Below are 25,021 nucleotides of genomic sequence, written 5' to 3'. Positions count from 1 at the left end.
CGCGTGGGGCCCGGTTCCAGGAACCGGGCCCCACGCGCGTGCCGCGGGCGTGCGATCAGTCGGTCTCCCGGATGATCGGTGCCGTCTTCGCCTTCACCAGTGGGTTGCCCTTTCGGTCGCGGCCGGGTGCCGCGAGGAACAGGGCGAGGAATCCCGCGAAGAACGAGATGCTGCCCGCCAGGATGAAGGCGCCGTTGAGCCCCCAGGCGTCGACGACCAGGAAGCCCATCCCCGCTCCGAGCCCGGAGACCAGCTTCGAGCTGTAGACCATGCCGTAGTTGGTGGCGTTGTTGTTCTCACCGAAGTAGTCGGCGGTCATCGCGGCGAACATCGGGAAGATGGCGCCACCGCCGAAGCCGGAGATCGCGGAGAAGAGCAGGAACAGGGGCAGGCTCTGCATCTCGGCCGACCAGATGATGCCGAACTGGGCGAGCCCCAGGATGACGCAGACGTGGAGCAGGCACTTCTTGCGGCCGTAGAGGTCGGAGAGCCAGCCGATGACGCCGCGACCGGTGCCGTTGACGATCGCCTTGAGCGACATCGCGGTGGCCACGATCCCGGCCGCGAAGCCCGCGTCCTGGCCGATGTCCACCTGGAAGGCGATGCCGAAGATGTTCACGCCGGACGTACAGGCGAGGCAGCACCACATCAGCGCCACGCGGCCGGTCCTCCAGGCCTCACCCGGGGAGTACTGCTTGATGGCAGGCGGGTTCTTCTCCAGCGCGCGACGTGCCCGTGGGTCCTCGGGCGGGTTGAGCGGGTCGACCTCGGCCGGCCACCAGTTCTTCGGCGGGTCCCGGAAGAAGAAGCCGGCGCAGGCCACGAGCGCGGCGAGGAAGACGCCCGCCGAGACCAGGACCCACCTGAAGTTGGTGATGTCCATGAATCCGGTGAAGATGAAGACGAACGGGACCGAACCGTAGGCGAAACCGCCGTTGACGAAGCCCGTCTTGCCGCCCCTGCGTTCCGGGTACCACTTGCCGACCATGTTGACGCAGGTGGCGTACACCATGCCCGCACCCATGCCGGAGAACACACTGAAGCCGATGTAGGCGAAGATCACGTGCGGCGCGTACGCCAGTGACAGGTAGCCGAGGAGTGTGCCCGTCGCCCCGAGCATCATCGCCCAGCGGGCCGGCAGCCTGCCTGTCTCCCGCAGCCTGCCCGCGGGCATCGCGACGGCGGCCTGGAAGAACACCCAGACGGTCATCATCCAGTAGATGTGACCGCTGTCCCAGTTGTGCGCGTGGTGCAGCGTGTCCTCCGCCGACGCGAAGGCGTACTCGGCCGAGCTGATGCCCATCATGCCGACCCACGGCAGGATGACCATCCACTTGCGCTTGCGGCCCATGATGTCGATGTCGCTCTCGCCGAGCCGGTACGTCCGGCCGTTGGCGTCCGTCACCTCCCTGAAGGGGACGGATGTGGAGAGGTCTGTTGTCGTCATTGTCGATCGAACCCCTTGCGTGGAAGAAGTCTGGCCGGCGCCCCCTGCCCGTTCTCACTTCGCACGGGGGTCCGCGGCCGATCGCTGCGCCGCAGACCCCGTGGTTCGAGCCGTGTCATCAGGTCATCGGTCACCGCCCAGCAACCCGGCGGCCCTGGCCCACCTGTACTTCGCACCGAGTACGGCGACCGGGCGCTCCGTGGTGTACGGATAGGCGACGACTCCCCGCTCGAACAGGTAGGCGCACGCCTCCTCGACCTCGGTGTCACCCGCAAGCGACGCCACCACGGGCTTCTCGATGCCGCGCGCCCGGAACTCCTCCACCACCCGGGCCGTCAGCTCGGCGAAGACCATCGGCGGGGTGACGATCGTGTGCCAGTAGCCCAGCACCAGGGCGTGGATCCGCGGGTCCTCCATCCCCAGCCGGATCGTCGCCTCGTACGTCGCCGGCGGCTCACCACCCGTGATGTCGATCGGGTTCCCGGCCGCCCCGAACGGCGGGATGAACGCCTTGAACGCCGTGTCGAGGTCCGGCGGGATCTCCATCAGCGAGAGCCCGTTGTCGACGATCGCGTCCGACAGGAGCACCCCCGATCCGCCCGCCCCCGTGATGATCACGACGTTGTCACCCTTGGGCGCCGGCAGCACGGGCAGCGCCCGCGCGTACTCCAGCATGTCGTTCAGACCCGGCGCCCGGATCACTCCCGCCTGCCGCAGGATGTCGTCGTACACGGCGTCGTCCCCGGCCAGCGCGCCCGTGTGGGAGCCCGCTGCCCTGGCGCCCGCACTCGTGCGGCCCGCCTTGAGGACCACCACGGGCTTCTTCGGTACGGTCGCGCGCGCCGCCTCGACGAAGGCCCGCCCGTCCTTGAGGTCCTCCAGGTGCATCGCGATGCATTTGGTGTTCGGGTCCTCGCCGAACCAGGTCAGCAGGTCGTCCTCGTCGATGTCCGACTTGTTGCCCAGTCCGACGATCGCCGAGACCCCGGTCTTCGTCGACCGCGCGAACCCCAGGATCGCCATGCCGATGCCGCCGGACTGGGAGGTCAGCGCCACCGGGCCCTTGACGTCGTACGGAGTGCAGAACGTGGCGCAGAGGTCCTGCCAGGTCGAGTAGTAGCCGTAGATGTTCGGCCCGAGCAGCCGTACTCCGTACCGCTCACCGACCGCCACGATCTCGTCCTGCAGGGCCTGTTCACCCGTCTCGGCGAATCCGGACGGAATGAGCACGGCGTTCGGGATCCCCTTGCGGCCCACCTCCTCGAGCGCCGAAGCGACGAACTTGGCGGGGATCGCGAAGACCGCCACATCCACCTCACCGGGAACGTCGGTGACACTCTTGTACGCCTTGCGGCCGAGAATGTCATCGGCCTTGGGGTTCACCGGATGGATCTCGCCCGCGAACCCGCCGTCGACGAGGTTGCGCATCACCGAATTACCGATCTTGCCCTGCTCGTTGGAGGCCCCGATGACGGCCACCGACCGTGGTTCCATCAGCCGGCGCATCGACACCAGGATCTCCTCCCGGCTGTACCGGCGCCGTGCCTTCACCTCCTCGGTCGTCAGCAGGATCCGGATGTCCGCGGCGACCGCGCCGTCCGGCGACGCGATGACGGGGTTGAGGTCCACCTCCGCGATCTCCGGGAAGTCCGTGACCAGTTGGGAGACCCGCCGGATCTGCTCCGCCAGCGCCCACCGGTCCACGGCCGGGGCACCGCGCACCCCCTTCAGGATCTCCGCGGCGCCGATCGAGTCCAGCATCGACCGCGCCTCGTCCGCCGTCACGGGCGCCAGCCGGAAGGTGATGTCCTTCAGCACCTCGACCAGGACACCGCCGAGGCCGAACGCCACCACCTTCCCGAACGTGGGGTCCGTGACCGCCCCCACGATGACTTCCTGTCCGGGCGGCACCAGTTGCTGCACCTGCACACCCTCGATCCGCGCGTCGGCCGCATAGGCCCGCGCGTTCCGCACGACGGTGCAGAACGCCGCGCGTACCTCCTGTGCGCCCGACACTCCGACGACGACACCGCCCGCATCCGTCTTGTGGAGGATGTCGGGGGAGACGATCTTGAGGACGACGGACCCGCCGAGCCGGTCGGCCAGCGCCACCGCCTCCTCGACGTCCCGGGCCAGGCCCTCGCCCGGCACCGTGATCCCGTAGGCGTCGGCGACGATCTTCCCCTCCGGGGCGGTGAGCGCGCTGCGCCCCTCTCCCCGGACGCGGTCGAGCAGCGCTTGGACGTGTTCCCGCTCCTGTGTCCCGACTGTTCCGGCCATCTCAGATGACTCCGTTCGTCTTCAGCAGCCGCAGTTCCTCGTCGCCCAGGCCCAGTTCGCCGACGTAGACCTCCGCGTTGTGCTCACCGAGCAGCGGGGAGGTGACGATGTCGACGGGGGAGTCGGACAGCTTCAGCGGGCTGCCGACGGTGGTGAAGGTGCCGCGCTCGGGATGCTCGACGCGGACCACCATGTCGTTGGCGGCGAGGGACTCGTCCTCGACGATCTCCTTCGTGGAGAGGATCGGGCCGCACGGGATGTTGTGCGCGTTGAGCTGTTCCAGGACGTCCCACTTGGGGAGCGTCGAGGACCATTCCTCGATCAGCTGGAACATCTTCCCCAGCTTCGGCAGCCGGGACTCCGGCGTCGCCCACTCGGGGTCGTCCGCCAGCTCCGGCCGGCCGATCAGCGCGGACAGGGGCTTCCAGCCGACCGGCTGCACGATGACGTACACGTAGTCGTTGGGTCCGCCCGGCGCGCACCTAACCGCCCAGCCCGGCTGTCCGCCGCCACTGGCGTTGCCGCTGCGCGGTACCTCGTCCGCGTAGGCCGTGTCCTGCGCGTTCGGGTACTCGGCGAGCGGGCCGTGCTCCAGCCGCTGCTGGTCGCGCAGCTTGACCCGGCACAGGTTGAGCACCGCGTGCTGCATCGCCACGTTCACCCGCTGCCCGCGCCCGGTGTTCTCGCGCTGGAACAGGGCGGCGAGGATGCCGGCGACCGCGTGGATCCCGGTGCCCGAGTCGCCGATCTGCGCGCCGGTGGCGAGCGGCGGCCCGTCGGCGAATCCGGTGGTGGACATCGAGCCGCCCATGGCCTGCGCGACCACCTCGTACGCCTTGAAGTTGGTGTACGGGCCCTCGCCGAAGCCCTTGATGGAGGCGTAGACGATCCGGGGGTTGATCTCCTGGATCCGTTCCCAGGTGAATCCCATGCGGTCGACGGCGCCGGGGCCGAAGTTCTCCACCATCACGTCGCTTCGGCGGATGAGTTCGGTGAGGATCTCCTTGCCGCGCTCGCTCTTGGTGTTGAGGGTGATGCTCCTCTTGTTGCAGTTGAGCATCGTGAAGTAGAGGGAGTCGACACCGGGCAGATCGCGCAACTGCTTGCGGGTGATGTCCCCGCCCGGCGCCTCCAGCTTGACCACGTCCGCGCCGAGCCAGCCCAGCAGCTGGGTGGCGGAGGGACCGGACTGTACGTGCGTCATGTCGAGGACGCGCACGCCCTCAAGAGCTTTGGTCATGCCGGCTCCTCTACTTGTACATGGTCTGGTTCATCGTTCCGGGGGCGTACGCGTCCGGGTCGACCCAGACGTTGATGAGCGAGGGCAGCCCCGACTCACGGGCCCTGCGCAGCGCCGGCGCGATGTCGGCGGGATCGCGCACCTCTTCGCCGTAACCGCCCAGCATCTGGGCGAACTTGTCGTAGTGGACGTCCCCGAGGGTGTTGCCGATCCGCTGGCGCTCGTCGCCGTACTTGGCCTTCTGGCCGTAACGGATCTGGTTCATGGAGGAGTTGTTGCCGACGATGCCGACGAAGGGCAGGTTGTAGCGGACCAGGGTCTCGAAGTCCCACCCGGTGAGGGAGAACGCGCCGTCGCCGAACAGGGCCACGACCTCCTTGTCGGGCCTGGCCTGCTTGGCGGCCAGCACGAAGGGCACCCCGACCCCGAGGGTGCCGAGCGGTCCGGGGTCCATCCAGTGGCCGGGGGTCCGGGGCTGTACAACCTGCCCGGAGAACGTGACGATGTCGCCGCCGTCCCCTATGTAGACGGAGTCCTCGGTGAGGAAGTCGTTGATCTCGCTCACCAGCCGGTACGGGTGGATGGGGGAGGCGTCCGACTTCAGCTGGGGCAGCCGCTTCTCGATCGCCGTCTGCTCGGCGGCGCGCAGCTCGTCCAGCCACGCCTTGCGCAGGGCCGATCCGCCGTTGAGCCGGCCGCTCGCGGCCTCCGTGACGGCCTTCAGGACCACCGACGCGTCACCGACGATCCCGAGGTCCACATCACGGTTCTTGCCCACGGTGCGGTAGTCGAGGTCGATCTGTACGACGGTGGCGTTCGGTGAGAGCCGCTTGCCGTAGCCCATCCGGAAGTCGAAGGGAGTCCCCACGATCACGATGAGGTCGGCGTTGGAGAACGCGTAGCGCCGCGAGAGCTGGAAGTGGTGCGGGTCGCCGGGCGGCAGGGTGCCGCGGCCGGCGCCGTTCATGTACGCGGGGATGTTGAGGGTCCGGACGAGCTCGGTAGCGGAGTCCGTGGCGCGCGTCGTCCAGACCTGACTGCCCAGCAGGATGGCGGGTTTCTCGGCGTGTACGAGCAGATCGGCGAGCTTCTCGATGTCGGCCGGGTCGCCGGCCGCCCGGGTGGAGGCGCGGTAGCGGCCCTCCTCGGGGACCCGCGCCTTCGCCGTCGGCACCTTCGCGTCGAGCACATCGCGCGGGATCTCCAGGAACGACGGCCCGGGTGCTCCGTGGTAGCACTCCCGGAACGCCATCGAGACCATGTCCGCGGCCCGCGCGGTGTCCGGCACGGTGGCCGCGAACTTGGTGATGGGCGTCATCATGTCGACGTGCGGCAGGTCCTGGAGCGAGCCCATCTTGTGCTGGGTGTGCGCTCCCTGGCCTCCGATCAGGAGCATCGGCGACTCCGCGCGGAAGGCGTTGGCGACACCGGTGACCGCGTCGGTCGTACCCGGCCCGGCGGTGACGACGGCGCAGCCGGGCTTCCCGGTGATCCTCGCGTAGCCGTCGGCCGCGTGGGCGGCGACCTGTTCGTGCCGCACGTCGACGACTTCGATGCCCTCGTCCACGCAGCCGTCGTAGATGTCGATGATGTGGCCGCCACAGAGGGTGTAGATGCGTTCCACCCCCTCCGCCTTGAGTGCCTTGGCGACCAAGTGCCCACCGGAGATGAGGTTCTGGTTGTCCTGGCTGTCCTCGGGCATGGCGATGTCCTGTCCCTTCGTAGGGGAGTGCGGGAGCCGGTCCGCCGCTCTCGCGGTACATTGCATACAGTCGACGAATACTGTATGAAACTTGTTATCCCGCATCCGGTGGGTGGTGTCCAGGGGGCGTGCGGCACTTTCACAATCGGCACGATCGGGAGTGGCTATGGATCTGTACGAGCACCAGGCAAGGCAACTCTTCGCGGATCACGGCATCGCCGTACCGGGCGCCGAGGTCGTGGACCACCCCTCGGCGGTCCACGCGGCGGCCGAACGGCTCGGGGGGCGCGTCGTGGTCAAGGCGCAGGTCAAAGTGGGTGGCAGGGGCAAGGCCGGCGGGGTGAAGGTCGCCGCGGACCCCGCGGCCGCCGTCGTCACCGCACGCCAGATCCTCGGGATGGACATCAAGGGCCACCTGGTACGGACGGTGATGCTCGCTCAGCCCGTCGACATCGGGGAGGAGTTCTACGTCAGCTACGTCCTGGACCGGGCCGCCGGGACCTTCCTCGCCATCGCCTCGGCGGAGGGCGGCACGGACATCGAGGAGGTCGCCGCCTCCCGCCCCGAGGCGGTGGCCCGCATCCCGGTCGACCCGGCCGAGGGGGTCACGGAGGCCAGGGCCGCGCAGATCGCCGAGGCTGCCTCGCTGCCGCCGGAGACCGCACCCGTACTCCAGGCGCTGTGGCAGGTCCTCACCCAGGAGGACGCCCTGCTCGTCGAGGTCAACCCGCTGGTCCGCACCACGGACGGCCGGATCCTCGCCCTGGACGGCAAGGTGACCCTGGACGACAACGCGGCTTTCCGGCGGTCCCTTCGGGGCGAGGACGCAGCCGACCCGCACGGCGACCCGCTGGAGGCGGCGGCCGCCGCCAAGGGAATCGACTACGTCAGGCTGGCCGGCGAGGTCGGCGTCATCGGCAACGGGGCGGGACTCGTCATGTCCACCCTGGACGTGGTGGCCGGCTGCGGAGCCCGCCCGGCCAACTTCCTCGACATCGGTGGCGGGGCATCCGCCCGCGTCATGGCCGACGGCCTCACGGTCATCCTCTCCGACCCGTCGGTGAAGTCCGTGTTCGTCAACGTGTTCGGCGGCATCACGGCCTGTGACGCGGTCGCCGACGGCATCGTCCAGGCATTGGAATCCGTCCACCTGACGAAGCCCCTGGTCGTCCGCCTCGACGGAAACAACGCCGCGCGCGGCCGGGCGATCCTCGAGGATCGTGCCCATCCGATGGTCCAGCAGGTCCCCACGATGGACGGCGCAGCCGACCGAGCAGCCCGACTCGCCCTGGGAGGGAACTGATCATGGCCATCTTCCTCAGCAAGGAGAGCAAGATCCTCGTCCAGGGCATGACCGGCGCGGAGGGCATGAAGCACACCCGGCGGATGCTCGCGGCGGGCACGCAGGTCGTCGGCGGCGTGAATCCACGCAAGGCGGGAAGCGCCGTGGACCTCGACGACCGTACGATCCCCGTCTTCGGCTCCGTGCGCGACGGCATGGAAGCCACCGGCGCCGACGTCACCGTCGTCTTCGTCCCGCCGCCGTTCGCCGGGACGGCCGTCGTCGAGGCGGCGGACGCCGGCATCGGTCTGGCCGTGGTCATCACCGAAGGCATCCCCGTCCACGACGCCGTGGCCTTCCAGGCCCACGCCCGGGCGCGGGGCACACGCGTCCTCGGGCCCAACTGTCCCGGGTTGATCAGCCCGGGCCAGTCCAACGCCGGCATCATCCCGGCCGACATCGCGACGAAGCCCGGCCGCATCGGACTGGTGTCCAAGTCGGGCACGCTCACCTACCAGTTGATGCACGAACTGCGTGAGACGGGCTTCTCGACGGCGGTGGGCATCGGCGGTGACCCGGTGATCGGCACGACGCACATCGACTGTCTCACGGCGTTCGAGAACGACCCGGACACCGAACTCATCGTCCTCGTCGGCGAGATCGGCGGTGACGCGGAGGAACGCGCCGCAGCCCACATCGCCCAGCACATCACCAAGCCGGTCGTCGGCTACATCGCGGGTTTCACGGCCCCCGAGGGCAAGACGATGGGCCACGCCGGAGCGATCGTCTCGGGCTCCTCGGGCACGGCCGCGGCGAAGAAGAAGGCCCTCGAGGCCGTGGGGGTCGCCGTGGGTGCCACCCCGACCGAAACGGCCCGCCTGGCGGAGAGGCGCCTGCGCGGCTGAGGACGTACCGGCCCCGTGCGCACGGCCTCACCCGTCCGGCGTTCAAGAACCGGGGCCCCGGTTTCGAGAAGGGGCGGGCAGGGGAAAGTCCGCCGCGGGCGCCCGACCCGCCCCCGCCCCGCCTACCCGCACTCCGCGCGTCACGCGCAGGCACCCGTATCACCACGCCCCGCACCGCGTCCCCCGCACCTCAGAGCGGAGATCTCATGACACCCTCATCTCCAGCCACGAACCTCATCCTCAAGCCGGGAACGGCATGGCAGGACCTCTGGCGTCGCTGCCTCGCCGCCGCCCCCGAGGCATTCCAGGACGACCGTGTCCGCAACCTCTGGGCCGCGGCCTGGCACTCCGACGGCCGTACCCTCCCCGCCACCAGCCCCATCGACGGCACCCCGGTCACCGGCCCGCCCCGCCTGGACGCGGCCACCGCCGGACAAGCCGTACGAGCATCCCTCGACCAGCACCGCGCCTGGCGCCACATCCCGCTCCCCGAGCGCCGCGCCCGCGTGTCCGCCACTCTCGACGCCCTCACCGAACACCGCGAACTCCTCGCACTCCTGCTGGTCCGGGAGATCGGCAAGCCCTGGCGCCTCGCCCTGGCCGACGTCGACCGCGCCATCGACGGCGTCCGCTGGTACGTCGACCACAGCGACCGCCTGCTGGCCGGCCGCACCCCCCTGGCAGGCCCCGTCTCCAACATCGCCAGCTGGAACTACCCCATGTCCGTGCTGGTCCACGCGATGCTCGTGCAAGCCCTGGCCGGCAACGCCGTGATCGCCAAGACCCCCACCGACGGCGGCGTCTCCTGCCTCACCCTGGCCTGCGCGCTCGCCGCCCGCGAGGGCGTCCCGTTCACCCTCCTCAGCGGCAGCGGCAGCGAACTGTCCGAGCCCCTCGTCCGGTCGGCCGAGATCGGCTGCGTCTCCTTCGTCGGCGGCAGGGACACCGGCGCCCGGATCGCCACCGCCGTCGCCGACCTCGGCAAACGGCACATCCTCGAACAGGAGGGCCTCAACACCTGGGGCGTCTGGAACCACACGGACTGGCCGGCCCTCACCGCCGTCATCCCGAAACTCTTCGACTACGGCAAGCAGCGCTGCACCGCCTACCCCCGCTTCGTCGTCCAGCGCACCCTCTTCGCGGACTTCCTGGCGGCCTACCTCCCCGCCGTACGCTCGCTCCGAACCGGGCACCCCCTCGCGGTGGAGCAGGCCTCGGACCCGCTGCCCGAACTGGACTTCGGCCCCCTGATCAACGCCACCAAGGCCAAGGAACTCCACGACCAGGTGACCGAGGCGATCGACCGCGGTGCCGTCCCCCTCCACCAGGGATCCGCGTCGGAAGCCCGCTTCCTCCCCGGCCAGGACACCAGTGCCTACCTCCAGCCGGTCACCCTCCTGAACCCGCCCCCCTCCTCGCCGCTCCACCACGCGGAACCCTTCGGCCCGGTCGACACGATCGTCCTGGTCGACACCGAGGCCGAACTCCTCGCCGCCATGAACGCGTCGAACGGCGCCCTGGTCGCGACCCTCTCCACCGACGACCCGGAGACGTACGAGCGGCTGGCCCCGCAGATCCGCGCCTTCAAGACCGGTCACGGCAAGCCGCGTTCGCGCGGAGACCGTGAGGAACTCTTCGGAGGCTTCGGTGCCTCGTGGCGCGGCGCCTTCGTGGGGGGCGAACTGCTCATCCGGGCCGTGACCGACGGCCCGGGGGAGGCCAGGCTGCCGGGCAACTTCCCGGACTACCACCTCATGCCGTAGCGGCGCCGTTCACGCGATCCCCTGCCGGTCCGGGCACAGCGCGAACGCCCGCCCGGCAGTCCCGGGCACCGTGCGCTCCACGGCTTCCACCAGGAGCGCACGGTGCCGCAGGAGCGGCTTCCGCCTCTCCTCGGCGGCGAGCAGGAGCAGATCGTCGAGCCCGGCCAGCAGCCGGCGCGTGACCTGAGGGCTCCCGGCCGCGCACCACCGGATCTCCTCGAACGCCAGATCCACGAGGTCGGTCCACCCCGGAACCTCCTGGACGAGCCGGACATCGCCCCGTGGGTCGCGGTGGTGCAGCGTGCCGAGCGGCAGCGTGACGGCGACGGAGAGGAGCTGCACGATCCGGTCGAGGCACTGCACCGCGGTGGTCGGATCGTGCACGGACGGCGACAGGGCACGCAGCGCGATGTCCGCCAACTGCCGCAGGCCGAACGCCGGATCCTGGTGCAGGGAGCGCTCGACCCCGACCGACAAGGTGTGTCTCAGCGCGCGCGGGGGCGGTGCTGCTCCGCCGTGCACGGCGAATACCGGTGTGCCCGGCACGACGAAGTCCCCGACCCGGGGCACCAGTCGCAGCACGACCCCGTGCCGCCGGGCCGCGCGCACCAGCCGTGCCACCGCCACGTCCCGCAACACCCCCGCCCGCCCCTCGCGCAGGACGTGCACCGCGCCGGGCCCCGGCGGCGGCTCGCCCGCCGTCCCTGCCGGCTGCCGTGCGAGCGAGTGCAGCGTCTCGCGGGTGATGTGGTCGAGGACGGGCCCGACCTGCATGAGCCGCAGGGTGGACGAGACATAGGCGACGAACAGCAGCAGGCTGAGACCCACCAGGCCGAGAGTCAGCAGGCTCTGCAACAGGGGCGCCGACGTCACCCGCCGGGGATCCGGCTCCGCCCCACCCTCGTACGAGGTCAGCACGAGCAGCGAGAAAGCGAAGGTCGCCAGGAAGACCGCCAGCGTGAGCTTGCTGATCCTGCTCCGCACGAAGATCCGGACCACGCGCGGCGTGAGCTGCCCGCTCGCCATCTGCACGGCCACCAGCGAGATGCTGAACACCACACCGATGAAGGTCATCATGGCCGCGCTGACCGTGGTGACGATCGTCCGGGCGTCCACGGCGAAGGAGAGCAGGTTGTCGAGTTCCGCGTACGCCCCCTCCGCCTTCAGATGCGCGACGATCCTGGTGTCCAGATCCGAGAGGACCCACCAGAGGACGAAGACGCACACCAGCCCGGCGGTCGGCGCGAACCAGAACGTGTCGCGCAGCCGCTCGCGCAGTGAGGTCAGCGCGGGGGGCGGCCGATGGACGCGCTCGCTCCCGCCGCTCGGGACGTTCTTCCCACTCATGCCCGCGAAGGTAGCCCGGTGCGACTCGGTGTACACGGCACGCCACGGTGTGTACGCGAGCCGGCGTCCGGTGTGCCTGACTGTGCCCGCACCGCACTGACCTCAGAAAACGCAGGTGAGAGGCGCCCCGAACCCCTGGTATTGTTTTCTTTGTCGCCACGGGGAGGACCCCGCAACGACAGACACCTTGTCCGGGTGGCGGAATGGCAGACGCGCTAGCTTGAGGTGCTAGTGCCCTTTATCGGGCGTGGGGGTTCAAGTCCCCCCTCGGACACCGGCGAAGACCCCAGTCAATCTGGGGTCTTTTCGCGTTTCCGAGGACCTCGCCGCCTCCGCCCGCATCACGATCCGGTCTCTTCCCCTCCTCAGGTACTTGTTTTCGGCCATGTAATCGATTCCAATCATCCGTGTAATCGATTCCACGGCTTGTTCCGCTGGTCTCGAGGCTCACGGAAACCACAAGGAGGTGGTCCGGAAATGGCGAGCATCAAGGATGTCGCGGCCCAGGCAGGAGTCTCTGTCGCCACGGTCTCCCGCGTCCTGAACAGCCATCCCTCCGTCAGCCCGGACGCACGCAGACGCGTCCTCGCCGCCGTCGACGCCCTCGGCTACCGGCCCAACGCCGTGGCCCGCTCGCTGCGCACCGACCAGACCCGCACGCTCGGCCTCGTCATCAGTGACGTACTCAACCCGTACTTCACCGCGCTGGCCCGCTCCGTCGAGGAGGAGGCCCGCGCGCTCGGCTACAGCGTGATCATCGGCAACGCCGACGAGCGGCCCGAGCAGCAGGACCACCACGTACGCACGCTCCTGGACCGCAGGATCGACGGACTCCTGGTCTCGCCCGCCGACGGGGAGTCACCGCTGCTGCTGGACGTCGCGCGCACCGGCACCCCGATGGTCTTCGTGGACCGCTGGATCCCCGGCGTGGACATCCCCGTCGTACGTGCGGACGGCCACCGGGCCATCCAGGACCTGGTCGCCCATCTCCACGCACTCGGCCACCGCAGGCTCGCCATCATCGCGGGCCCGGCGGCCACCACCACCGGCAACGAACGTGTCGAGGCCTTCCGCGAAGCGATGGCGGCCCACGGGCTCGCCCTGCCCGACGCCTACATCGGGCAGGGCGACTTCCAGGCGGACAGCGGCCGGCGCGTCACCGAGCAGTTCCTGTCGCTCCCCGAACGGCCCGAGATCGTGTTCGCCGCCGACAACCTCATGGCGCTCGGCGCCCTGGACGCCATCCGCGCGCGCGGCCTGCGCGTCCCCGAGGACATCGGCATCGCGGCCTTCGACGACATCCCCTGGTTCGTCCACACCGGTCCGCCGATCACCGCGATCGCCCAGCCGACGGGCGACCTCGGCCGTGCCGCCGTGCGCGCCCTCATCGACATCGTCGAGGGCCGCCCCCCGCAGTCCGTCACCCTGCCCGCCAGCCTCGTCGTACGCAGCTCCTGCGGCGAGCGCACCACCAGTTCCGGGAGCAACGAGTGAGTGAATCGGTCGAGTTGCTGCGCATCGAAGGCGTACGCAAGACCTTCCCCGGCGTCGTCGCCCTGGACAGTGTCGACTTCGACCTGCGCAGCGGTGAAGTACACGTCCTGCTCGGTGAGAACGGCGCCGGCAAGAGCACTCTCATCAAGATGCTCTCCGGCGCCTACCGCCCGGACGCAGGCCGGATCTTCGCCGGCAACCGGGAAGTGCGCATCCACGGCGCGCAGGACGCGGAGAAGCTCGGGATCGCCACCATCTACCAGGAGTTCAACCTGGTACCCGATCTGACGGTCGCCGAGAACATCTTCCTCGGCCGGCAGCCGCGCCGCTTCGGCATGATCGACCGGCGGCGCATGGAGGCCGACGCCGAGGTGCTCCTGCGCCGCGTGGGCCTGCACATCTCGCCGAGGGCCAGGGTCCGCGAACTGGGGATCGCCCGACTGCAGATGGTCGAGATCGCGAAGGCGCTCAGCCTGGACGCGCGCGTCCTGATCATGGACGAGCCGACCGCGGTCCTCACCTCCGAGGAGGTCGACAAACTCTTCGGGATCGTGCGGCAGCTCCGCACGGACGGCGTAGGCGTCGTCTTCATCACCCACCACCTCGACGAGATCGCCGCCCTCGGTGACCGCGTCACCGTCCTGCGCGACGGCCGCAGCATCGACCAGGTTCCCGCCTCGACACCCGAGGCGGAACTCGTCCAGCTCATGGTGGGACGCAGCATCGACCAGCAGTACCCGCGCGAACGCCCCGAAACGGGACCGCCGCTGCTCTCCGTCCGCGGACTCACCCGTGACGGTGTGTTCCACGACATCAGCTTCGACGTGAAGGCCGGTGAGGTCGTCGGCCTCGCCGGACTCGTCGGAGCGGGCCGCACCGAGGTCGCCCGCGCCGTCTTCGGCGCCGACCCCTACGACACCGGCACCGTGGACGTACAGGGCGAGCGGCTGGGCAAGCACGACGTGACCGCCGCCATGGGCGCCGGGATCGGGCTCGTCCCCGAGGACCGCAAGGGCCAGGGACTCGTGCTCGACGCCTCCGTCCAGGAGAACCTCGGCCTCGTCACCCTCCGCTCGGCGACCCGCTCCGGACTCGTCGACGTCAAGGGACAGCGCACCGCGGCCGCCCGCATCGCCGAGCAGCTCGGCGTACGGATGGCCGGCCTCGGCCAGCACGTCCGCACCCTGTCCGGCGGCAACCAGCAGAAGGTCGTCATCGGGAAGTGGCTCCTGGCCGACACCCGGGTGCTGATCCTCGACGAGCCGACACGCGGCATCGACGTCGGGGCCAAGGTCGAGATCTACCAGCTCGTCAACGAGCTGACGGCCTCCGGACACGCCGTCCTGATGATCTCCAGCGACCTGCCCGAGGTTCTCGGCATGAGCGACCGCGTGCTGGTCATGGCGCAGGGCCGCATCGCCGGAGAACTCCCCGCACACGAAGCCACCCAGGACGCGGTGATGGCCCTCGCCGTCAGCGCCGCACCCGTCACCACACCCACCGAGAAGGCAGAGGAGGGCCCCCGTGGCCACTGACACGCATCCGAGCAAGGCGCACGCGGGCGGCGCCGGACACACCCTCCGCCGCCTCCTGCTCGACAACGGCGCCCTGAGCGCACTGGTCGTCCTCCTGGTGGCGATGTCGCTGCTCTCCGGCGACTTCCTCACCACCCAGAACCTCCTGAACGTCGGCGTCCAGGCCGCAGTGACCGCGATCCTCGCGTTCGGCGTCACCTTCGTGATCGTCTCGGCGGGCATCGACCTCTCCGTCGGATCGGTCGCCGCGCTCTCCGCCACCGTCCTCGCCTGGTCGGCGACGTCCGCCGGAGTCCCCGTCTGGCTGGCGGTCATCATCGCCGTCGGCACCGGCATCGCCTGCGGCCTCGTCAGCGGAGCGCTCGTCGCCTACGGCAAGCTGCCCTCGTTCATCGCGACGCTGGCCATGCTCTCGGTGGCCCGGGGCCTCTCCCTGGTCATCTCCCAGGGAAGGCCGATCCCGTTCCCCGACTCCGTCTCCGTACTCGGTGACACCCTCGGCGGCTGGCTGCCCGTCCCGGTCCTCGTGATGATCGCCATGGGCCTGATAGCCGCACTCATCCTGGCCCGTACCTACATCGGCCGCTCCATGTACGCCATCGGCGGCAACGAGGAAGCGGCCCGGCTCTCCGGACTGCGCGTCAAGAAGCAGAAGCTGGCCATCTACGCCCTGTCCGGCCTCTTCGCCGCCGTCGCCGGCATCGTCCTCGCCTCCCGCCTGGTCTCCGCGCAGCCGCAGGCCGCCCAGGGATACGAACTCGATGCGATCGCGGCCGTCGTCATCGGAGGCGCCAGCCTCGCGGGCGGCGTCGGCAAGGCGTCCGGCACCCTCATCGGCGCCCTGATCCTCGCCGTGCTGCGCAACGGCCTCAACCTCCTCTCCGTCTCCGCCTTCTGGCAGCAGGTCGTCATCGGCGTCGTCATCGCCCTCGCCGTGCTGCTCGACACGCTGCGCCGCAAGGCCGGATCCGGAGCCGCCTCCGCCGGAGGCTCGTCCGCCGCGCCCGGAGGCCCCGGAAAGGGCCGCAAGGGAGCGATGCGGGCCGGTATCGCGGTGGTCTGCCTGGCCGCCGTCATCGCCGCCGTGACCTTCTTCAAGTCCGGTTCCTCCGGCACCACCACCAAGGTGGGCATGTCGCTCTCCACCCTGAACAACCCCTTCTTCGTGCAGATGAAGGAGGGCGCGCAGGCCGAGGCCAAGGCGGCAGGAGTCGATCTGACCGTCACCGACGCACAGAACGACGCCTCGCAGCAGGCCAACCAGCTGGAGAACTTCACCAGTTCCGGAGTGGACTCCGTCATCGTCAACCCGGTGGACTCCGACGCGGTCGGCCCCGGCGTCCGAGGCGCCAACAAGGCCGGCATCCCCGTCGTCGCCGCCGACCGCGGCGTCAACAAGGCCGAGACCGCCACCCTCGTCGCCTCCGACAACGTGGCAGGCGGCAAGCTCGCCGCGAAATCGCTGGCCGACCGGCTCGACGGCAAGGGCAGCATCATCGTCCTCCAGGGCACCGCCGGAACCTCCGCCAGCCGTGAACGCGGCGCTGGCTTCGCCGAAGGCATCAAGGCGTACCCGGACATCAAGATCGTGGCGACCCAGCCGGCCGACTTCGACCGCACCAAGGGTCTGGACGTCATGACCAACCTGCTCCAGTCCCACCCCGGCATCACCGGCGTCTTCGCCGAGAACGACGAGATGGCGCTCGGCGCGGTCAAGGCACTGGGCAGCAAGGCCGGGAAGTCCGTCTCGGTCGTCGGATTCGACGGAACACCGGACGGTCTGACGGCGGTCGAGGCGGGCAGTCTGTACGCGTCCGTGGCCCAGCAGCCCAAGGAACTGGGAAAGATCGCCGTACAGAATGCGGTCCGGGCGGCCGACGGCAAGAAGGTCGGCAGCATGGTGAAGGTGCCGGTCAAGGTCGTCACCCGGCAGAACGTCGCCGACTTCTCCTGATCAGGAAGGCACCACCCAGATGTACGGGAACGATGACTCCGCCCCCTCCGGGCCGTCCCGGTACGACCTGCTGGTCGTCGGGTCGGCCAACGCCGACCTGGTCGTCGGCGTCGACCGCCGCCCGGGGGCGGGGGAGACGGTGCTCGGCACCGACCTCGTCGTCCACCCCGGCGGCAAGGGCGCCAACCAGGCCGTCGCCGCCGCCCGCCTCGGTGCCCGGACGGCGCTGCTGGCCCGAGTCGGTGACGACGCCCACGGGCGGCTGCTCCTCGCCTCGCAGGGGGAGGCGGGAGTCGACACCGGGGGAGTCCTCGTCGGCGGGGCGCCCACCGGCGTCGCCCTCATCACCGTCGACCCCTCGGGAGACAACAGCATCGTCGTCTCCCCGGGGGCCAACGCCCGGCTGACGCCCGGGGACATCAGGGCCGCGGGGCCGCTGTTCGCGTCGGCCCGCGTCGTCTCCGTCCAGCTGGAGATCCCGCTGGAGACCGTCACGGAGACGGCCCGCGCCCTCGGCCCGGACGTGCGTCTGGTCCTCAACCCCTCCCCGCCCGCGCCCCTCCCCGACGAGGTGCTGGCCGCCTGCGACCCGCTGGTGGTCAACGAGCACGAGGCGCGCTACATCCTCGGTGCCGACGCCGGCGGCACCCCGGAGTCCTGGGCACGGGGGCTCACCGCGCTCGGCCCCCGGTCGGTCGTGATCACCCTGGGCGCGGACGGCGCCCTGGTCTCCGACACCCGGGCCGGCGCCCCCGTGCGCGTGCCGAGCCCCCGGGTCGCGGCCGTGGACACCACCGGTGCGGGCGACGCGTTCACCGCCGCCCTCGCCTGGCGGCTCGGCCAGGGCGAGGAACTCACCGAGGCCGCCGCGTTCGCCGTACGGGTCGGCGCGGCAGCCGTCACCAAGGAGGGCGCGCAGGCGTCCTTCCCGACCGCGGAAGAGGTCTCTGCGCTGTGAAGAAGACCGGCATCCTGAACCGCCACCTCGCGGGAGCCGTGGCCGAACTCGGCCACGGCGACGGCGTCCTGATCTGCGACGTGGGGATGCCCATCCCGCCGGGGCCCCGCGTGATCGACCTGGCCTTCCGGGCGGGCGTCCCGTCGTTCGCCGAGGTAGTGGACGGGCTGCTGGAGGAACTGGTCGTGGAGGGCGCGACGGCGGCCGAGGAGATACGGGACGCCAACCCGGAGGCCGCCCGCCTGCTGACCGCCCGTCTCCACGACCTGGCGTACGTGCCGCACGAACAGCTGAAGGCGCTCACCCCGTCCGCCCGCCTCGTGGTACGGACGGGGGAGGCCCGGCCCTACGCGAACGTCCTGCTGAGGTGCGGGGTCTTCTTCTGACCCCCTCCTCCAGGTGCCTGCACGGGCGCGGGCCGCGCCGCGTCGGCGGCGCGGCTACGGCCGCAGCACCTCCCGGAAGGTGTACACACCCGACGGCTCCATCCGGACCAGAGCCATCGGCTTGTCGTCCGGATTGCCGTCCGAGGCGAAGGATATGGGCCCGCTGAGACCCGCCACGGCGGCCCGGCCGCTGAGCTGGAGCAGCATCTGGAGCGTGGCGCCCGTGTTCACCTGACCCTTGCCGTCCGGGCCCGCCGCGTTGCGTACGGACACCCCCAGCGTCCAGACCGCGTCATGGCCCATGATCACCTGGCCGTCCTGGAGGACCTGCATCGTGTCGTCGGCCGCTCCGCCGAACTCCGTCCTGTACAGGGAGAGGAAGTCCGGCAGCGGATTGTTGGCCTCGGCGTAGAGGTGCCCGGCCAGCGCGGGGTGCGCCAGCGACGAGTACAGGACGGTCACCCTGCTGTCCGTCCACTCCGTACGGAACTTCTCCCGCCGCGACTCGCTCTCCAGCGAGCCGTAGTACGCGCCGACCGCGTCGTCGCCCGTGATCACCGTGACCGGGCACCGGCGGTCGGGTGCGGACATGGAGTAGATGAAGTTGCGGATGTCGACACCCCTGCCCGCGAAGAACACCGCGTCGGGCCGCAGGTCGCACACCTTGTCGGCGACGGACGAGAAGGCGTTGGACACGCCGTCCACACCGGAGAGGAACTCCAGTGCGCCACCGTCGAGTCGCAGACCCCGGTCGGCGGCCGCCCGGGTGAACGAGGCGGACATCGAGGTGTTGTATATGTCGTCCTCGTTGCGGTCGCGGATGACGGCGACCTCGAAGCCCGGGTCCTTCTCCTGCTGCTTCTTCAAGTAGGCGGCCGCGCCCCTGGCCTGGTCGCGGTTGGGCGCGGAGGTGCGGAAGAAGCCGGGCCGGGCCGCGTCGGAGAGGCTGTCCGCCGTCACCGTGGCGCCCATCATGGGGATGCCCGCCCCGCGCAGGGCGTCGACGGCGTTCTGGGTGCCCCCGCGGCTCTGGCCGAAGCCGGCGACGGCGACGAGGCGGTTCTCGTCCTCGGACATGGCCACGAGATCGTCCGTGAGGGACCGCCACTGCTCGGAGCGCAGGCCGAGATTGCCGACGAGCAGCCGTATCTGCGGCAGGTCGCCGCGTCCTGCGCCGAGGTCCGGGTCGTTCAGTTCGCGCTGTGCCAGGTACGCGCCCATCAGCTCGCCGCGCAGTCCGTTCTTGGCCTCCTCCTCGCCCTTGACCGTGGTCACCGGCTCGACGTAGGCGAGGGAGACGTACTTCTTGCCGGACTGCTCGACGCGATCGTTCTCCTCCTTGATCTTGCCCATAACCTCCTTCAGCAGGGGGTCGAAGGCGAACGATCCGTCACTGACGCCGATGCACTCCTGACGGACCCCCTTCTTGAGGATGCCCGGCGCACACTCGACCTTGTTGTGCTGCCACGCCTGGTACGCCTCCGTGCCGCCCCACACCGCCGCGGCCAGCACGACGACTCCGGCCACGATCCACGGTGCCTTGCGCCGGGGCGGGCGCGGGGGGACGAACGCGTCGTCGTTGAGGGCTACCACCACGGCTTCCTTTCGTAGCGCTGTGCCATACGCAGCAGCACATGGCGGTCGTGCTCGTCGCCGATGGGCCGGCGGAGCGTCAGGAACTCCTCGACGATGTCGGGGTACAGCTCCGCGTACGGATCACCCAGCGGATCCCCGTACGGCTGTGCGGCACCGTCCGGCCGCGGATGCGGGGTGATCCAGCCGGCCGCCAGCAGCCGGGTGATGGCGCGGCGCGCGGGGTCGCCCCCGGCGACGCCGACGAGGCGTTCGTACCGGTCGCGGGCCGCTTCGGGCAGCGCTCCACCCCAGCGGTACGGGGCACGCTGGAGCCAGGCCAGGTCCGCGCACCACTCGTCCGCGCCCGTCTCGTCGAAGCGGTCCCGCAGATAGTCGACCGCCGAGCCGAGATCGTCCAGTGCCAGGTCGTGGTACGCCACGGCCCGCCGGTCACCCCTGGCCACGGCTGCCGCACGCAGCGCCCCGTGCGCGCCCTTCCACGAGCCCGGCCCGCCGTCCTCCGGCGCGCCGTCCAGCCGACGCAGCAGCAGGAAGCGGGTGAGCCGGTGCAGCGCGGGGAGGCCACCGTCGGGCTCGGGCACGGTCCGCAGGTCGTCCGCGCAGTACCCGACGAACTCCCGCAGCACCGGCTCCTGCCCCTCCCACAGCGATTCGCAGGTCTCCGCCCGACCGAGGGTGACCCCTGCGGCGACCCGCGGCATCAGCCGTGACAACTGCGCGGAACAGTCACGCTGCAGCAGTTCGAGCAGGCCGGGCCCGGCCGACAGCGTGGGTACGGGCTGGACGCTGCCGTCCGTCGGGGCCAGGATCCGGTGGATCCGCGCGTCCCAGGGCAGGTCGGCCGGCATGCGGCGCAGCCCGCCCAGCACGGCGGCGGTGCCCGCCGGGTGGCCCCGGGTGATCTCGTACACGATCCAGCCGAGCCACTGGACCGCGTTGTCGGTGCGCGGCAGCACGGAACCGGCCGGCAGCGTGTCGAGCGCCGCTGCTGCCTGCGCCTCGACCTCGCGACGGCTGAGATCACGCAACTGGCCCGCCGCCAGGAGCGGTCCGGCCGACAGCGGCCGGAAACGGGCGGACTGCGGCCAGCTCTCGCGGTAGTCCGGACGGTGCCCGCTGCCGGTCTCCGCACGCACGAGGGTCTCCGGACGCCTGCGCGCGGTGGCCACGACGAGAAGCGGATCGGGGCGGCCGGAGCGCTCGCGCGATTCGAGCAGGAGCGTGAGGAATGCCTCCCCGACGGAGGAGTCCGCGTTGTCCAGGAGAGCGAGGCAGTGCGTGGTCCGCAGCCGGTCGGCGCGACCGGAGGCGTAGGCGCCGCGCAGGTCGGCCAGGAAGGAGTCGAGCAGCACCCGCTCGGCCTCCGCCCGCTGGGCCGGATAGCCGTGGTAGAGCCGGTTGACGCCGACCAGGAAGTCGGCCGTCGCACCGCGCCCCGGACCGGCGGCGGACGTCTCGGCCAGACGGCGGCGCAGCCGCAGCCCGAGCCGCATGCGGATACCGCCCTGGACGAGTGGGACCACGACGGAGCTCCAGCCGGGCAGCCCGAGGCCGGCGAGTTGGGCGACGCCGTCGACGATCCCCTGCAGCTCCTGGTACGAGTGCTCCCGCGCACGTCCCGCCCGCAGCGCCTCGGCCATGTCACGGACGGCCTGCTCCCGGCTGCGCGCGTCCACGGCGGTGCCGACGGCGGCGAGCAGCGAGCCCAGTGCGGGAAACCCCAGGCGGGGGATGCCGTCGTGATGGGCGCTCAGCTGAAAGGCCATGTCGATCAGTACGTCGATCGGCGTCCCGCCGTGCTCACCGACCGGCTCCGCGTCGATGCCGGCCAGCGGCACGCGCTGCGCCCACTGGCGCAGATGCTCCGTGAACGCGGTCTTCCCGCTGCCCCGCGGCCCCAGCAGCATGAGGACCGGAAGCGGACGTAACGGTCCCTGCTGTCTGTTCAAGGTCTCGGCCACACGCCGGCGCACGGCGATGTCCCGCTCGGACCGGCCCGCTCTGTCGTCGACCATTCAGCTCCCCCCGCGGACTGAACGATGCTTCCTTCTCGGTTTTCGAACTCGCCTGCCACGCAAGGCTATTCGTATAAGTGTCCCGCTGGTGCCATGCCCGCACCAGGCGCTCCCTACGCGCCTCCCGTGCGCCCTTCACGCGCCCCGGCGGGCCGGTGCGGTCGGCGCCGAAGCCGACAAGAGGTGTGCCGGGCGCGGATCGTGCGCGCGGACGGTCCTGGTCCCGGCACCTCATTCCCCTTCGACCGGATCACCCGAAGCCTATGGGGCGGCACTGACAGCCGAGGCGGCGAGACGGGCCCGGATCCGCCGGCTGTGACCCCAACTCCCGTCATCTGCTCTAGGATCGCCGGTGTGACTGCCGGGTCGGCCATGGGCCACATCAGAGAGAGTCGCCCGGCTGACGCGTGAGCGCGTGGCGGGCACGAGCCCCGCCGCCCTGTCGTGCCACCCCGCCCGGCGCCCTGTTGCGGCGCCCCCTCCCAGCGGAAACCACGACACGGAGACGTATCAGTACATGTCACACACACAGCAGCACCCGGACCATGCCCAGCAGGGCGTCGACGTCGTCCAACTGGACCACCACGCCGTGTACGCCAGGGACCGCAGCCTGTCGGCCGAGTTCATCGCCGCGGTCCTGGGTCTGGAGGTCGGCCCTCCGTTCGGGCCGTTCCTGCCCGTCGATCTGGGGAACGGCGTGACGCTCGACTACTACGAACTGCGGGACGCGCCGGTGCAGTCGCAGCACTACGCCTTCCTCGTCCCCGACACGCAGTTCGACACCATGATCGCCCGGCTGGGGGCGCTGGACGTCACCTACTACGCCGACCCCCGTCACACCGAACCCGGGCAGATCAACCGTCTCTTTGGTGGCAGGGGTGCCTACTTCCTGGACCCGGACGGCCACAACATGGAGATCATGACCCGGCCTTACGCCCGGCCCAGGTAGCCGCCCCGGTCAGGCCTCCGTGAGGCCGTCCACCAGCTGGGCCAGGGCGGAGGCCAGCGCCTCCAGCCCCGGCCCGGCGGGCCCTCCCGGTTCGGTCATGTAGAGGTCGCGACGGATCTCGATCATCAGCGCGCCGACCCGCGGGTTCGTCCCGTAGTGCTTGAGCGGCACGTACGTGCCGGGGAAGGGACTGTTCGGCGCCGTGCCGCCGAACCTGCCGAACGCGGCCTCCGCCAAGGCCAGTAGCCCGGGCGGGGTGTGGAAGCCGTCGGTGCCCAGACAGATCGGAGGGCGCGGGCCGGTGCCGTGGAGCTCGTACGGGAGGGCGGTGGTCGGGTAGGAGTGCACGTCGATGACGACGGCGCGCCCCGTGGCGGCCAGCCGTTCGTCGACGGCCGCGGTCATCGCCCGGGCGTACGGGTGGAAATAGCGGTCGAGCAGCGGTTCCGGGTCCGCACCGGGCGGGCGGAGCGGCTCCCGGTGGGTGGTGCGGGTGTAGACCGCGCCCATTCCGGCGGCCAGCATCTCCTCCCGGTCGTCGGGGAACCGCTCGGGGTCCACCACCAGCCGCGACAGGCCGTTGACGAAGCTCCAGGGGGAGACCGCGCAGGCCTCGGAGGCCAGGGCGGCCAGGCGGGCCGTGTGGGAGTCCGTGATGTGGTCGAGTTCGGTCTCCAGCGCCTCGTCGTCCAGCAAGATGCCGCTGCGTACCTGCTCGGGGACGGTTCTGGAGGAGTGCGGGACGTGCAGCAGCACCGGTGATCCGGCAGCGCCGGGGACGAGCTGGAACGGTGCGGGCTCGGGCGTCAACGATCGGTCCTCGTCGGTCGGGAACGGGCGGGCGGCAGTGCGCGGAGACGGGAGCCCGCGGCCCGGCCCGAGGCGCCGGGCGGCCCCGGGCCCCGGACCGGCCTCCGGGGGCCCGGCGGTAGTCGGCCCCCGGAGCACGGATCAGCCCGCCCAGACCTCGGCGTCGTCGGCGGGAACGGTGGACGCGAGCTTGAGCTCCTTGCGGGCGGCGACCGTCTTGCTCGGGTCGATGCCGGTGAAAGCCAGGTCGTAGGCGATGTAGAAGTCGTCCACACCGGCTGCCGTGGAGGCGTCCTTCCACGCGTCGGCGGTGCCCTCCAACTGTGTGCGGAGCTTGGTCGCCTCCGGCTGGTCCAGCTTCCCGAGGGCCGTCAGGTGGGTGCCCAGCGCCGTGGAAACGGCCTTGGCCTGCTTCTTGTAGCCGGCCAGGTCGTCCTCGATCTGTTCGGCTTCGGGCTGGTTGCCCCAGAACGCCTCGTAGACACCGTTGGAGCCCTTGAGGTAGGCGAGCTGGTCGGCGGTCAGGGAGTCGTTCTTCAGCGAGCCGGAGAACGTGCCCGACTCCTTGGCGTACGTACAGCTCACGGCCCGGTCGCCGGTCTTCCAGCTCTCGCTGGTCGGGTAGTAGTAGAAGAGGTCGACGCCCGCGGGCACCGCCCAGGTGTCGGAGACGAACTTCTGCGACTCCGCGGGGCACCGCTCGTCGGCTATCTTCGTCGCCCCGTCGTCACCGGGGTACTCCGACTCCCCTTCGATGTCGAACTCTCCGACGACCTGGCCCTTGTGGGCCTCCTTGCACGGCACGACCTCGACGGCGAGCTCCTCGCCCTCGGTCGTCCCGCTGTTCGGGTTGTAGCAGTCCCCCGGGGAGAGGGAGAAGACCGACCGCTGACGCACGGCCTCCTTGGCACCGGCCTTGGCGCTGTCGATGACATCGGCGCAGCCCACCGCGCCGATCGCGAGGAGGGCGACGGCAGCGGACATGCCGCGCGCTGAACGGGACGTGACACCGGAAAACATGATGTGGGCAACCTCAAACGGAAGAGCTGTGAACAGGTGTGCGCATCGTATGGCATAAGTGTGACCACGCTGTGCGCAGGTGATTCCGGGGGAGCCCCGTCCTTCCGGCGGCCTGCGACTCGGGGGTGCGCGAGATGAAGTGTATTGCTTGTGAACTCAGTCAATGACTGGCATGCTGGGAGGTGCGGCGACGGGGGTCGGTGAATTCCGGCAGATCTCCATGGCGGATCCACTTCCCGCGTGAGCCGGACTGAGTCGGTGGGGGCGACCGGGGGAGCGGCCCGAAGGTCCGAAGTTCAACTCACGGTGACCGGACGATCTCTGATAGGCATTCACCG

General features: G+C 70.5%; 18 protein-coding genes and 1 tRNA gene. 10 read left to right on the top strand and 9 right to left on the bottom strand.

Annotated elements, in window-relative coordinates; all coding sequences use genetic code 11:
* Positions 1-55 precede the first annotated feature (55 nt).
* The 4 genes from ABZ441_RS17915 to ABZ441_RS17900 all read right to left on the bottom strand — a co-directional run bounded on the left by ABZ441_RS17915 (position 56) and on the right by ABZ441_RS17900 (position 6,669).
* On the bottom strand, positions 56-1,447 hold the full coding sequence (locus tag ABZ441_RS17915) for an OFA family MFS transporter (protein ID WP_358974554.1): 1,392 nt from the start codon (positions 1,445-1,447) through the stop codon (positions 56-58).
* Positions 1,448-1,570: 123 nt separating this feature from the next.
* Positions 1,571-3,727: an acetate--CoA ligase family protein gene (locus ABZ441_RS17910; protein ID WP_358974551.1), complete on the bottom strand. Its 2,157-nt coding sequence runs from the start codon at positions 3,725-3,727 to the stop codon at positions 1,571-1,573.
* Position 3,728: 1 nt separating this feature from the next.
* Positions 3,729-4,967, bottom strand: coding sequence for a formyl-CoA transferase (frc, locus tag ABZ441_RS17905; RefSeq protein ID WP_358974547.1), 1,239 nt, complete (start codon positions 4,965-4,967; stop codon positions 3,729-3,731).
* A gap of 10 nt (positions 4,968-4,977) precedes the next feature.
* The gene (locus ABZ441_RS17900; protein WP_358974543.1) at positions 4,978-6,669 is read right to left on the bottom strand and encodes a thiamine pyrophosphate-binding protein; all 1,692 of its coding nucleotides are present in this window, start codon (positions 6,667-6,669) and stop codon (positions 4,978-4,980) included.
* 166 nt (positions 6,670-6,835) lie between these two features.
* Between ABZ441_RS17900 and sucC the strand changes: the two genes are divergently transcribed.
* The 3 genes from sucC to ABZ441_RS17885 all read left to right on the top strand — a co-directional run bounded on the left by sucC (position 6,836) and on the right by ABZ441_RS17885 (position 10,619).
* On the top strand, positions 6,836-7,972 hold the full coding sequence (gene sucC, locus ABZ441_RS17895; protein WP_358974540.1) for an ADP-forming succinate--CoA ligase subunit beta: 1,137 nt from the start codon (positions 6,836-6,838) through the stop codon (positions 7,970-7,972).
* Between the two features lie 2 nt (positions 7,973-7,974).
* Positions 7,975-8,856, top strand: coding sequence for a succinate--CoA ligase subunit alpha (sucD, locus tag ABZ441_RS17890; RefSeq protein WP_358974537.1), 882 nt, complete (start codon positions 7,975-7,977; stop codon positions 8,854-8,856).
* 206 nt (positions 8,857-9,062) lie between these two features.
* On the top strand, positions 9,063-10,619 hold the full coding sequence (locus tag ABZ441_RS17885; RefSeq protein WP_358974534.1) for an aldehyde dehydrogenase family protein: 1,557 nt from the start codon (positions 9,063-9,065) through the stop codon (positions 10,617-10,619).
* 9 nt (positions 10,620-10,628) lie between these two features.
* On the opposite strand, the gene ABZ441_RS17880 is transcribed toward ABZ441_RS17885, so the two are convergent.
* Positions 10,629-11,966 carry a DUF2254 domain-containing protein gene (locus tag ABZ441_RS17880; RefSeq protein ID WP_358974529.1) on the bottom strand — a complete coding sequence of 446 codons (1,338 nt, stop codon included), beginning with the start codon at positions 11,964-11,966 and terminating at the stop codon, positions 10,629-10,631.
* Between the two features lie 189 nt (positions 11,967-12,155).
* On the opposite strand from ABZ441_RS17880, the gene ABZ441_RS17875 reads away from it, so the two are divergent.
* The 6 genes from ABZ441_RS17875 to rbsD all read left to right on the top strand — a co-directional run bounded on the left by ABZ441_RS17875 (position 12,156) and on the right by rbsD (position 18,293).
* Positions 12,156-12,240, top strand: a tRNA-Leu gene (locus tag ABZ441_RS17875).
* Positions 12,241-12,443: 203 nt separating this feature from the next.
* The gene (locus ABZ441_RS17870; RefSeq protein WP_358974519.1) at positions 12,444-13,460 is read left to right on the top strand and encodes a LacI family DNA-binding transcriptional regulator; all 1,017 of its coding nucleotides are present in this window, start codon (positions 12,444-12,446) and stop codon (positions 13,458-13,460) included.
* Positions 13,457-14,995, top strand: a complete 1,539-nt coding sequence (locus ABZ441_RS17865) for a sugar ABC transporter ATP-binding protein (RefSeq protein WP_358974516.1) — start codon at positions 13,457-13,459, stop codon at positions 14,993-14,995. Before ABZ441_RS17870 ends, ABZ441_RS17865 begins: the two co-directional genes overlap by 4 nt.
* Positions 14,985-16,949, top strand: coding sequence for a substrate-binding domain-containing protein (locus tag ABZ441_RS17860; RefSeq protein ID WP_358974513.1), 1,965 nt, complete (start codon positions 14,985-14,987; stop codon positions 16,947-16,949). Before ABZ441_RS17865 ends, ABZ441_RS17860 begins: the two co-directional genes overlap by 11 nt.
* Before the next feature lie 19 nt (positions 16,950-16,968).
* The gene (locus ABZ441_RS17855) at positions 16,969-17,907 is read left to right on the top strand and encodes a ribokinase (RefSeq protein WP_358974510.1); all 939 of its coding nucleotides are present in this window, start codon (positions 16,969-16,971) and stop codon (positions 17,905-17,907) included.
* A complete protein-coding gene (gene rbsD / locus ABZ441_RS17850) occupies positions 17,904-18,293 on the top strand; it encodes a D-ribose pyranase (protein WP_358974507.1) in 390 nt (129 codons plus the stop codon). Before ABZ441_RS17855 ends, rbsD begins: the two co-directional genes overlap by 4 nt.
* A 54-nt stretch (positions 18,294-18,347) precedes the next feature.
* Here rbsD and ABZ441_RS17845 read toward each other — a convergent pair whose 3' ends face one another.
* Positions 18,348-19,889 (bottom strand): ABC transporter substrate-binding protein, encoded by a 1,542-nt coding sequence (locus ABZ441_RS17845; RefSeq protein ID WP_358974504.1) that lies wholly within the window; start codon positions 19,887-19,889, stop codon positions 18,348-18,350.
* Entirely contained in the window at positions 19,880-21,904 is a 2,025-nt protein-coding gene (locus ABZ441_RS17840; protein ID WP_358974501.1) for an ATP-binding protein, read from the bottom strand. Before ABZ441_RS17840 ends, ABZ441_RS17845 begins: the two co-directional genes overlap by 10 nt.
* Positions 21,905-22,421: 517 nt before the next feature.
* Between ABZ441_RS17840 and ABZ441_RS17835 the strand changes: the two genes are divergently transcribed.
* Positions 22,422-22,853, top strand: a complete 432-nt coding sequence (locus ABZ441_RS17835) for a VOC family protein (protein ID WP_358974498.1) — start codon at positions 22,422-22,424, stop codon at positions 22,851-22,853.
* 9 nt (positions 22,854-22,862) lie between these two features.
* Here the strand turns inward: ABZ441_RS17835 and ABZ441_RS17830 are convergent, their stop codons facing one another.
* A complete protein-coding gene (locus tag ABZ441_RS17830) occupies positions 22,863-23,663 on the bottom strand; it encodes an N-formylglutamate amidohydrolase (protein WP_358974495.1) in 801 nt (266 codons plus the stop codon).
* 141 nt (positions 23,664-23,804) lie between these two features.
* On the bottom strand, positions 23,805-24,683 hold the full coding sequence (locus ABZ441_RS17825) for a septum formation family protein (RefSeq protein WP_358974492.1): 879 nt from the start codon (positions 24,681-24,683) through the stop codon (positions 23,805-23,807).
* Between the last annotated feature and the right edge of the window lie 338 nt (positions 24,684-25,021).

Origin of the sequence: Streptomyces sp. NPDC005752 (assembly GCF_040630715.1) — a bacterium.
GTDB lineage: Bacteria > Actinomycetota > Actinomycetes > Streptomycetales > Streptomycetaceae > Streptomyces.
The sequence above is the reverse complement of the archived record's forward strand: the minus strand, read 5'-3'. Positions and strand labels throughout refer to the sequence as shown.